Origin of the sequence: Nostoc mirabile CHAB5784, from assembly GCF_020829645.1 — a bacterium.
In the GTDB taxonomy this organism is placed as follows: domain Bacteria; phylum Cyanobacteriota; class Cyanobacteriia; order Cyanobacteriales; family Nostocaceae; genus Nostoc; species Nostoc mirabile.
In genome coordinates this window covers 1-9,763 of record NZ_JAIVFS010000176.1, presented here as the reverse complement: position 1 = coordinate 9,763, position 9,763 = coordinate 1, and the positions used below count along the sequence as shown (strand labels likewise).

At 42.0% G+C, this 9,763-nt stretch carries 13 protein-coding genes and 1 pseudogene; 4 read left to right on the top strand and 10 right to left on the bottom strand.

The genetic code is table 11. The annotated features are described in order from the left end of the window. The first annotated feature begins 261 nt into the window (after positions 1 to 261). Both LC653_RS42545 and LC653_RS42540 read left to right on the top strand, forming a co-directional pair. Positions 262 to 471, top strand: a complete 210-nt coding sequence (locus LC653_RS42545; RefSeq protein ID WP_229501299.1) for a hypothetical protein — start codon at positions 262 to 264, stop codon at positions 469 to 471. A gap of 305 nt (positions 472 to 776) precedes the next feature. Beyond that, entirely contained in the window at positions 777 to 1,124 is a 348-nt protein-coding gene (locus LC653_RS42540; RefSeq protein ID WP_229501298.1) for a hypothetical protein, read from the top strand. A gap of 19 nt (positions 1,125 to 1,143) precedes the next feature. On the opposite strand, the gene LC653_RS42535 is transcribed toward LC653_RS42540, so the two are convergent. From LC653_RS42535 to LC653_RS42525, 3 genes are read right to left on the bottom strand one after another with little or no spacing between them, the layout of a single operon-like run. Continuing rightward, positions 1,144 to 1,782 carry a hypothetical protein gene (locus LC653_RS42535; RefSeq protein WP_229501297.1) on the bottom strand — a complete coding sequence of 213 codons (639 nt, stop codon included), beginning with the start codon at positions 1,780 to 1,782 and terminating at the stop codon, positions 1,144 to 1,146. Next, the gene (locus LC653_RS42530) at positions 1,748 to 2,512 is read right to left on the bottom strand and encodes a hypothetical protein (RefSeq protein ID WP_229501296.1); all 765 of its coding nucleotides are present in this window, start codon (positions 2,510 to 2,512) and stop codon (positions 1,748 to 1,750) included. The genes LC653_RS42535 and LC653_RS42530 overlap by 35 nt, the downstream gene beginning before the upstream one ends. Beyond that, complete coding sequence (locus LC653_RS42525) at positions 2,482 to 2,685, bottom strand: hypothetical protein (RefSeq protein WP_229501300.1); 204 nt, start codon at positions 2,683 to 2,685, stop codon at positions 2,482 to 2,484. Before LC653_RS42525 ends, LC653_RS42530 begins: the two co-directional genes overlap by 31 nt. Between LC653_RS42525 and LC653_RS42520 the strand changes: the two are divergent. Beyond that, a pseudogene (locus LC653_RS42520) lies at positions 2,588 to 3,632 on the top strand (ISLre2 family transposase); the annotation flags it as partial. The gene LC653_RS42525 and the pseudogene LC653_RS42520 sit on opposite strands and share 98 nt — an antisense overlap. Positions 3,633 to 3,852: 220 nt before the next feature. On the opposite strand, the gene LC653_RS42515 reads toward LC653_RS42520, so the two are convergent. The 7 genes from LC653_RS42515 to LC653_RS42485 form a co-directional block, all read right to left on the bottom strand. Further along, positions 3,853 to 4,326, bottom strand: a complete 474-nt coding sequence (locus LC653_RS42515; protein WP_229501295.1) for a helix-turn-helix domain-containing protein — start codon at positions 4,324 to 4,326, stop codon at positions 3,853 to 3,855. A 207-nt stretch (positions 4,327 to 4,533) separates the two neighbouring features. Beyond that, positions 4,534 to 4,971 carry a hypothetical protein gene (locus tag LC653_RS42510; RefSeq protein WP_229501294.1) on the bottom strand — a complete coding sequence of 146 codons (438 nt, stop codon included), beginning with the start codon at positions 4,969 to 4,971 and terminating at the stop codon, positions 4,534 to 4,536. A gap of 62 nt (positions 4,972 to 5,033) precedes the next feature. Further along, positions 5,034 to 5,750 (bottom strand): hypothetical protein, encoded by a 717-nt coding sequence (locus LC653_RS42505; RefSeq protein WP_229501293.1) that lies wholly within the window; start codon positions 5,748 to 5,750, stop codon positions 5,034 to 5,036. A 332-nt stretch (positions 5,751 to 6,082) separates the two neighbouring features. Beyond that, positions 6,083 to 6,295 carry a hypothetical protein gene (locus LC653_RS42500; protein WP_229501292.1) on the bottom strand — a complete coding sequence of 71 codons (213 nt, stop codon included), beginning with the start codon at positions 6,293 to 6,295 and terminating at the stop codon, positions 6,083 to 6,085. 328 nt (positions 6,296 to 6,623) lie between these two features. After that, positions 6,624 to 7,433, bottom strand: coding sequence for an IS5 family transposase (locus tag LC653_RS42495; protein WP_229501291.1), 810 nt, complete (start codon positions 7,431 to 7,433; stop codon positions 6,624 to 6,626). Positions 7,434 to 7,503: 70 nt separating this feature from the next. Next, positions 7,504 to 8,706 (bottom strand): MFS transporter, encoded by a 1,203-nt coding sequence (locus tag LC653_RS42490; RefSeq protein WP_229501290.1) that lies wholly within the window; start codon positions 8,704 to 8,706, stop codon positions 7,504 to 7,506. Positions 8,707 to 8,783: 77 nt separating this feature from the next. Beyond that, positions 8,784 to 9,044 carry a hypothetical protein gene (locus tag LC653_RS42485; RefSeq protein ID WP_229501289.1) on the bottom strand — a complete coding sequence of 87 codons (261 nt, stop codon included), beginning with the start codon at positions 9,042 to 9,044 and terminating at the stop codon, positions 8,784 to 8,786. Positions 9,045 to 9,268: 224 nt separating this feature from the next. On the opposite strand from LC653_RS42485, the gene LC653_RS42480 reads away from it, so the two are divergent. Next, positions 9,269 to 9,643 carry a transposase gene (locus LC653_RS42480; RefSeq protein WP_229501288.1) on the top strand — a complete coding sequence of 125 codons (375 nt, stop codon included), beginning with the start codon at positions 9,269 to 9,271 and terminating at the stop codon, positions 9,641 to 9,643. The last annotated feature ends 120 nt before the right edge of the window (positions 9,644 to 9,763 follow it).

Genomic DNA, 9,763 nt, shown 5'->3' with positions numbered 1-9,763 from the left:
TGATTTCTCTGAGGAGATATTTAGTTCAAAAGTACTATAAATTAAGAGGTTAAGTTTTGGATGGGTGCGCTTATATTTGATGTATAGCTGTTGCCATAAAGGTTTGGAGTTTCGCACCGCGAACTAGACTAAAAGCAGGCGATCGTTAACAAAGGAGTGTACGTGTCGTTAGTATAAAATTTTTGGAAGGACAGTCTGCGCTTAACACAGACCCCCAACGCCTGTAGATGAGAGAAGAACCACCAACTCTCACCTGCCAATATGAAACTTGCCAAACTAGAAGAATTTCGTCAAGCCGCTTATGAGCATTTAGGTAGAGCGCATGATGTGACTTTTGAACTGACGGATGCAATATTGCTGACTCGTAACGCCTACAGTTTGGCAGATTTATCGCTATCACCAATATTTAGACGTAAGTGGCCAAGCATCTACGAGGCATTACAAGATAGAGACCACAGCGACAAAAATTGATGCAGTTAAGTAGGTCGTGGTGAATATTTATCGTTAGGATAAGGCAGGAGGCAGGAGGCAGGAGGCAGAAGGAAAGAGGGTTTAAGCCTATTTCATATTTCTTTACATAGTTTGGTTTTTCTTACTCGTTCTACTTATACATTAAACAGATGCCAACGCAGAGCCGTCCATTGTTAGCCAATACTTGTCGGTTAAGGGGAAAAGGGGAATGGGAAAAGGGAAAGAAAAAACCTTTAACCTTTACCCTTTAACCTTTTCCCCAAATCCAATTCCGACTTAAAAATGCTTAACCGAGCAGTATTGCATTGTTAGCAGGCGACCACACTGCATGGTCGCGCCCGGATGCGGTAACTTTACAGGAGAGGACAATTGAACACAGCAGCGCCACAGTACCTGGAAATAAACCGATTACTATTGGTCAGGGATATAGCACCATTGCGTGGATACCAGAGGATTTAGGCAGTTGGGCGTTACCCTTGAGACATGAGCGAATTAGCAGTTGGGAAAACCCGATACAGAAGGCAACTTGGCAGCTACAACAAGTGTGTGAACATTTACCAAGTAGACCAATTTCGGTTTGGGATAGTGAGTATGGGTGCGCTCCCAATACGGTTCGGATAAGCATTTTGAACTCAGAATTTGGTTTGGGGTAAAGGTTAAAGGGTAGCCCTGTCAAGGTGACTTTTTTGCAGTCGCTAAAAGTTTGGCAGTGGAAACATGTGGATGCTGAGGGTCATACTTTGGAGGATCTTTCTTCTTCTTTGGAGCACGGGTATGTTTGAGAAAAGACTTCAAACGAACCCTCGAAGCCAAATCTTGGAGAATAGAAGCAAACTGTTCGGGTTCAAAATCGGCAAATACACTCCAATGCTCCGGAGCGATCGCAATCATCATTCCTCGATAAGTACCTTGTACTTCGTCAACCATGTAGTAGTCAGAAAGTCCAGCATCGATTTTTCCGACACCATGTACGCTCGCTAAAACCCCACGAACGGTTGCCAAAATGTTGTAAGCTACTAATGCCAGGCAAAAGGAGAATAATGCAGCTTTTGGATAGCCCAAAGTTTGAATTTGGCACTCGTAATTTTCCGTCACGGTTTGAAACAAATTCTCGACGCTACGGCGTCCAAGGTATAGTTCCGTGACAACTGCTGCGCTAACAGCAGAAGTTGGAAGCATTGTAAAAATGGCGATTTCATTCTCAGCGTTGCGAGTTGGTTTTTTGAGCTTCAATATAACTCGTCTCACACGTAAGAATTCCCCTGCATCGCTCAAACTAACAGTTTGCGATAAATTTATCTCCTGTTTCAACGCTATCAACTGCTTGTAATGAGGTGATTGGCTCCCAAGGTATTGATTTATGTTCTCTAATCACGAAGTTTGCTCCACTTCGATGCAAGCCAAACAAAAATCCAACGGTACACATGTTACGGTCAGCAATCCATAATTCGCCTTCTTTTACAGTTTTGAGTACCTCGGAAAACATAGAACGTTCTTGGGCGTGTCCATCTTCACAAGCAAACACGTTGATTGCCAATCTTGATTCCGGGTCAAGAACTACCAATGACTTTCCTGGTAGCGCTCCTGCGGCGATTGTTCGCAGTATTTCGAGGCGATGGTCCGTTTTTTCCAGACAGTTCCCATCTAGGATTCTGATTTTGTACCCATTTAATATTTGTGGTGATTTACCACCAACAAACTCTATCAAACTTGCCAGTGGGATGGCTGTTTCTCTTAAAATCGCCGCACTAACTGGAGTTTCGACTCCATTTAATTTGTCGTAAACAGCCGTGCGAGTAACATTCATTTCTTCGGCTTTTGCGCGATAGGCGGCGCTAACTGATGGGTGAATCCCGCATACTACTAAACTTATTAGTTCCACAATGCTGGAAAAAAGTAGTTCTCTCGTGTACTGGGATGAAGCGTTTTCCTCAAATATCCGATTGATTGTTTCTGGTGCGAATACTCTTTCCATCAGCCCTCGAACCATCACACTAATTGGACTCTCTTTTATAAAACGCTCAAATATTGCTCCCAGCATTCACCATCTCCTCCGCTACTTTTTAGTTTGCGATCGCATGGCATTATTATCCGGTTATTTGTCACCTTGACAGGGCTAGGGTTAACCCCTAACGTCTTATCGACTATTGCCCAATATGGTGCAATTGCTGGCTCGTTTGAGGCAGCGCGAACAACATTAATTGATTGGGGCATAAATATCAGCCTAAAACGCATAGAACGGCTAACATATTACTTTGGTAAAATTGGCATAAATTTACGCCAATCTAAATTAACAAGTTTAGCTTTGGGCAGTTTAGCTACAAATAATGTTCTGAAAGACCAACGTGAAGTCAAAAGCTGTGGATGGCGGTCGTACCCGGATTCGGATTAACAATAAGGGAAGGCGTAAAGTAAAGACTAATCGTTTAGGCTTTACAGGAGAATGGATTGAGCCAAAGTTATTAACAATTTATGTAGTAAATGAGGAGGGTAAAAAAATCATTAGTGGAGAAATTCCTATTACCAATGATGGAACGTATTCAGGATATCAAGGATTTTTACAGATATTAGAGATGTACTTGGTTAATTTAGGGATTAGTCAGGCGAAACAAGTGTTGTTAATTGCAGACGGTGCAGATTGGATTTGGATACATATTCCACCTTTACTAAAAAAGTTAAAATGCCCACCTGACACTTATCAATTATTAGATTTTTATCATGCCGCATCACATTTACAAGATTTTGCTGATGCTGCATTTAACACAAATAATGAGCGTCAACAATGGTTTAAAAAGGCGCGAAAAACTTTAAAAAAAGGTCAAACACTAAATTTAATCAGAAAGATGGACGAATTTATTCAGGGGGCAACCGGAGAGCGCCTTAAAAATTTGTTACGAGAGCGAAATTATATTTTAAAAGCTTACCGACGGAGGCTTTTAAAATATAATGAAGTTGGAGCTAAAAAACTTCCTCTTGGTAGTGGTGCTGTTGAAAGTTTAATTCGTCAAGTTGTTAATTTACGTATGAAAGGTAATAGTAAGTTTTGGCTTCAAGATAACGCAGAAATTATGTTGCACCTCCGTTGTCAATGGATAGCTAAAAGTTGGGATAATTTTTCTGACTCTATCTTTAATTCGTTTATCAAACCCCAAAGTGCCTGATAAATTTTATACTTCAATTCGGCATTTAATTTATTTACTGCCATAATTGATACTAAGTCTTAAAGAATTATTGCAGATATATTTGGAAATAATCGTCAAATAATTTACTAGCAATCTTTTTGAGATATCTCATCAAGATGATTTCTCGTGCAATTACGTATTCTGATGGCAAATAAAATTACCTCATACAGAAATGCAAGTTTTAGCGATCGCACCTTTTTCACCCAACCTCACAAAATCGCGTTGCTCCCCTGATGGGTCGAGGTACTTTCAATTTTGCCCCTAGTTTGTAGCGCACTAAACTGTAAACTGTCTTGTATTTGACTTGGACGTGCCATTCTTGCTCTAGCCATTCCACAATTTGCCTATAACTGCTAAACCCTTGGGGGGATTCTAACTTTGATATTAGTTGTGATAGCATTTCACCTTGTATTAAAGGAGTTGCCCCAGGCGCAGTTTTTACCTCTAAAAGAGAAGATAGTCCTCCTTTTCGATACCTTTGTAACCATCGTGTGATTGTTGACCCATCTCTGCCCAATCTTCGGCTCACTTCTTGATGCTGCGTTACTTGTTCTGTTTTTATCCACCACAGCATTTGTAAACGTTCTTTATCTAATGCTGTCCGCGCATTTTTCAGGCTTTTTGACAAATACTCAGCACTTTCTTGAACTTCTAGATTGAAAGGGCGTGCCATTGCTTCCTCATGAGTCTTTATCTTCCATGTTCTTTATTCTATAGTTCTATGCACACTCATTTAGACTTGGTATTAATGCGTTGTTAACAGTTGTCTATTAATTATAAAGTCTTTCCTAAAACAGCCGAAGCTAGTGTGAACTGTCCCAGTAGCAAATTGTTATGAGACAATTCACATAATTTATGAAGGCGTTAAGTTTGGAGAGCGTTAATCAACCAAATGTCTGCTGTGACTTGATTTCAGTACAGATAGTTTTCTTTGCGACCAAAATCTTTCCAATTCTCTATACAAAATGTATTTCCAGACAAGAACCCAAAAGGTTTGCCGCACTGAAGCTTTTTCAGCAATACATAGAATACGACGACCCCGCTTAATGTAGTTGATTAACTGCTTTTGCCAGTTTGGAGTAAGAGTAGCGAAAAAAATTATGCGTTTGACGATCACCGTTTTGATTGGTGTTTTCATATTTAACTCAAACGCAAATAAAAAGTCTTCGATGTTGTCAGTAATGAACCAGATCTCCTTATTAGCAAGGTCAGTATTAGTTTTCACAGAATCGCAGTGTTGGGAAACAAGCTGCTCGATTGTTTGAGGATTCATCCCACTCGTAATGATAATTTGTATATCGGATTTGGATAATTGCATCGCAGTTATTTCTCTCTGAAGTTAGGAGGGAAACGCTCCTTATAGGGGCAGGTTGGTTGGCTTTATATAGGATGTAGGTGAATTCGCCGTTCGCTTAGCGGCAGGGCCGATTGTAGGCTCTGAGCTAGAGCAGCATTTTTTTCCGTAAAAGTGATCGCCACTGACAGACCTTGAAAGTCATAGGCAGTCATAAAAGCCCAGTCGAGCCAGGGATAAGCCGCACAGAAGTAAGCATTTGCGGCTCTGTCGTGATGGGGAAGATGGTACAAAGCGTTCACTTTCCAGCGACCGAGTGGTGCTTTGAAAAATGGGCTACCATCTTTGTTCGCCGTGAACGCTGTTTGGTGTTCGGGCGTTACTTTGTACCATAAGTCGATGTCACCAAGTCCAATTTGGATGGCTCGCAAAAGATGAAAACGCCCAGCATGGTACAGTCCGTAAGCAGCAGCCCACCAGTAGGGACAATCTAAGAGCCAAAGGAAGGCTATTAGTGCCGTGACTGCTAGCAACATGAATATGGCTTCTGGAAATTCGTTGTACCAGTGTGCTTGAGATAACTCTTCATAAGAGACACGTAGTTCGTACTCCTTCAAGTAGGTGCGATGATGCCAAGTTATGTGCCAATCGTGAAGCCACTTTAAGCCACGAAGGTTGGCATGAGCTAACCAGTGGTAAAAGTCCTGCGCTATTCGGAGGATTAACCAACTGAGTAAGACATTCAACAGGGCAATTATCATCAGAGGCGATGAAGCCTGCTGAATGAGGTAAAGTAAATGCATAAGTAAAACCTCAATTTTGAACAGTTATCTGGGTTTAGGGCTGTAACCTAGTCCCAAGTTTTTTTAGAACAGCCTTAGTTTATTAACTTTGCCTGACTGTGTTGCAAAGATGAACTGTTATTGCCTAGTTGAAAGTTGTTTCAAGCTATGACAATAGTCTGGTTGATATATCAGAGGCTTTCAATGAACTGGGCTGATTTCGCAATCGGTAATATCCTTAACTAACACCATGATTCTTTTCTCCAGAATATTGTGACTTTTTCGGTTCGGCTCGGTTGCAAGGAAGTTTGCTTTCGAGCCGTTAACCATAGGTTTTCCTGGGGGTAGTACCCCTAGCTATCTAATTGGTATTTCAGAGCTTGAGACTCAAGCACAGTAAGAAGTTCGGTATGTTGATTAACTAAATCTTGTATGACGCTAATTGGATCATGATGAAGGCGACGTTTGCGTTGGCGAGTTGGATCATGATGAAGGCGACGTTTGCGTTGGCGAGGGGCTTGGGCCAACGCTAATCTACGACGTTGAGTTTTATACTCATATGCCAAGATGGAAGACTAACTAATGTGGTGTCGCAATGTATACACGAATTTAGCTCACATTTCACAATTATTCGTTTGGCATCCGGGAAATGTCTTTTTGGGCGATGGCGAGGATTTTTTTCGATCACTGAGGACTGGCTGCTGCTAGATGTTTTTTCAGCTTACCTGCAAACAACACCGATTAGACAGCCAGGGCATTGAACGTAGTAGCTGTACGCTCGAAGTCTATAGCATACAGAACACCGCCAAGGTCAAAAATTATATTGCGTATGGAGTTCATTGCCATTTTCGTAGATTAATCCTTATTTCTTAGAGGGTGTTTATAAAATAAATATTAAGCAGTAGAGCAACGACGATTGCGGGCTAATCTACGTAACATAAGATTCGTCATAGCCGCATATATCATCGTTTCACTTGTTTGAGGATAATATTCGTAATCCTTACTGAGACGACGATAGCGACCAAGCCACGCAAGCGTACGCTCTACTACCCAACGTCGAGGTAAGACTTTAAACCCGTCTGTGCGCTCGCAACGTTTAATAATTTCGAGTCCACAACCAATGAAATATCGAACCCAATTGACTAACGAGCCAGCATATCCGGCATCTGCCCAAATCAAATGTAGTTTAGGGAACAAGTGGTCAATTTTGTCGAATACAAGCTTTGCACCGTCACGATCTTGAATTGAAGCTGTATGTACGACAACCATCAAAATTAAACCCATCGTATCAACAAGGATATGGCGTTTGCGACCATTAATCTTTTTTCCGGCATCGTAACCCTTGACCCCTCCTTTCTCAGTCGTTTTAACTGTTTGTGAGTCGATAATTCCTGCCGATGGCTCTATATCTCTTCCTTCCACCTGACGCAATTGCGATCGCAACACTGTATGAATTTTTTCCCATACCCCTTTACGCTCCCAGCGACGGAAATATGAATATACCGTAAGACAAGCAGGTAAATCGTGAGGCATCATTCGCCACGAGCAACCTGCACGCAATATGTAAAAGATCGCATTTACTACCTCCCGCATGTCTACTTCACGCTTTTTTCCACGTTTTCGCTGACGTTCTGCTGGAATCATTGATTTTATTAAATTCCATTCCACATCATAAACGTCTGTAGGATAAGGTTTTCGAGCCATTTCACCCGATTCAAATACTATGACTGTCTCTTTTAAAATACCTGTCCTGGGGGAATTACTATGTTGGTCTTTATTTTTTATTTATAAACACCCTCTTAGAGTTTGGGCTGCTGACTTTTGGGGCAAGTACGGCGATGATTACGCTTAGAATAACAACAATACCTAAGGCAGCACGAAGGGTGAGCAAATCAGCAGTGAATCCAATGAGGGGTGGACCTAATAGAAATCCAAAGTAGCCAGCGGTTGTCACTGCTGCGATAGCAAGACTAGGGGTCATGCCCGGAGTATGGCCAGCAGCGCTGAATGTAATCGGAACAATGGAGGAAAAGCCTACACCAACACAGGCAAAACCAATAATCGCAACAATAGGTTGGGCAGTTACTAAAGATATCCCTAGCCCAACAGCTGCTATAATACCACCAAGGCGTATCATCCATACAGAACCCAGATATTGAATCAGCCGATCTCCAGTTAAGCGACATACAGCCATAGCTAGTGAGAACACTGCATATCCAGCAGCAGCTATTCCGGGTTCAGTCTTAAGCACTTTTTGGAGATAGATAGCGCTCCAGTCAGCCATTGCCCCTTCTCCCAGCAAAACGCAAAACGCCACTACCCCTAAAAAAATAAGTGATCGCGTTGGTAGAACAAACATTGGTTTCTGAGTGGCGCTGTCGAAACTTGATGGTAGCAGCCAATGTGATGCAAAAACCACAACCATTCCCAGAAATAATGCAGTAAAAATAAAGTGTACAACGGGAGTAACCCCTAAAGAAGCCATTACTCCGCCGCTAATTGCACCCACCATGCAACCGCTACTAAGTATACCATGAAATGACGACATGATTGGTCGATGGTAGCGTTGCTCAACAGCAAAACCTTGTGTGTTCATTGCCACAAGCATTGCTCCATTAAAGGCACCAAACACCGCCAAAGCCACTGTCAATAGTACCAGGTTCGGAGCTAACGCTTGTAAAGGTAGTGCCATACAGTAGGCTATCGCCGCTATTTTTGTGATTGGGCGGCTACCCACACGAGCAATCACCCCCCCCGTTATAGGCATAAACACTACGGCACCGATCGACATACCTAGTAGTGCAACTCCGAGTGCGCCATTACTCAACCCAAGTTTATTTTGAATAGTTGGAATGCGTGCAACCCAGTTAGCAAACACGGAACCTTGAACGAAAAACATTGCCGCTACCGCCAGCCTGGCATATCTTGGTACTGTTATCTGCACCTGTTTATCTGTCAATCTTTTACTATTAGACATTTCCTACCTTCCCTTGAATAGTTGTGTTAGAAAAACTGGCGTTGCATAAGTGCGGGATGAATTGGCGTTTGAAACCCTTAAAAATTCATTCCAAATTGGGCTAAATCATCCCATGATTCAGCAACGCCTAAATGTATATCTGGATCGCCTTCTGCATAGTTTCGGAGTTCAGCTACAATTTCTGGAGATCTTGTATCATCTAAAGCTTCTATTGCACCCACGAGAGCTAATTGGACAGATGGTATTTGATCTTTAACCAAACGATAAGCATCAATGGCTTGCCAAGGGTTTTTCCACTTATCACAACGTGAAAATTGTGAAATCAAAGGTCGTGACATATCAATTCCACATTTGGTTAGTAAATCTATTGCAACGCCAAGCTTCTATTTCTATATCAGAGAAAAATTAGTGAACTATGAAAAATACAATGTTTGAGCAATTTACCGCAAACATAGCGCTTCTTTGCTTGCATAGTGAATACACTAAAACGGCGTTGTTGCGTGAATAGGCAAAATGGTAAATTTTACCTGTCGCCTATATTCTCTTGCTGCCTAGCTCAACGATGAAGACGAAAGCCCAGTATAAAGTTCGGAATTGGAACGCTTATGATGCTTCTCTAAAGCAACGAGGCAGTATCACCTTCTGGGTAAATGAAGAGATAATCGAGCAGTGGCGCAACCAGCAGAAAACTGGGAGAAAGGGAGCATCGAATTATTACTCTGATACGGCGATCGCCACTATGGGAACGATTCAATCGGTGTTTCATTTACCAGGACGACAAGCCGAGGGGTTTTTGGAATCGCTATTCATGCTCATGGGAATTGAACTAGCAGTGCCAGATCACTCTACCCTATCGAGACGTTTAAGCAAGTTATCGGTAGAACTGCCAGTAGTCCCAAAGGACAAGGCTGTTCATGTAGTAGTGGATTCAACCTAGTGTGGTAAAACTTACTAGAGAAGACGACTCTCTAAATTAGCCAAGTAACCCTTGGGATCTCTGCGAAATCGATATTGTTCAATTCTGGCTTTATGGTGTTTTTTCAGTTGAGAGCGTAAT